Source organism: Serratia sp. 201 (genome assembly GCF_037027545.1).
Classification (GTDB): domain Bacteria; phylum Pseudomonadota; class Gammaproteobacteria; order Enterobacterales; family Enterobacteriaceae; genus Serratia; species Serratia bockelmannii.
This window is the reverse complement of record NZ_JAXCHC010000018.1, coordinates 1-323: the sequence shown is the minus strand read 5'-3', so window position 1 is coordinate 323 and position 323 is coordinate 1. Positions and strand designations below refer to the sequence as shown.

Annotated in this window: 1 other RNA gene; it reads right to left on the bottom strand. The window is 56.3% G+C overall.

Features of this window, described 5'->3' with window-relative positions:
* Nucleotides 1-39: 39 nt before the first annotated feature.
* A non-coding RNA gene (locus WA302_RS25190) (RtT sRNA) lies at nucleotides 40-164 on the bottom strand.
* Nucleotides 165-323: the final 159 nt, after the last annotated feature.

The window sequence follows — 323 nt, the reverse complement described above, 5'->3', positions numbered from 1 at the left end:
AGATGCGAAAAAAGCGCCAAAAGGCGCTTTTTTCTGAATTGGTGGGTCGTGCAGGATTGATTCGGCCTGTGGCCTCACCCTACGGGCAACGCTGCGCGTTGTCGTATCGCTGCGCGATGCTCGAACCCGAACGCAGGATCTCACCCGCACGACTCAGTGGGCTATATCAGCAAGAAGATAAAGGTAGAGTCAGGTGGGCGCAGATGCGAAAAAAGCGCCAAAAGGCGCTTTTTTCTGAATTGGTGGGTCGTGCAGGATTGATTCGGCCTGTGGCCTCACCCTACGGGCAACGCTGCGCGTTGTCGTATCGCTGCGCGATGCTC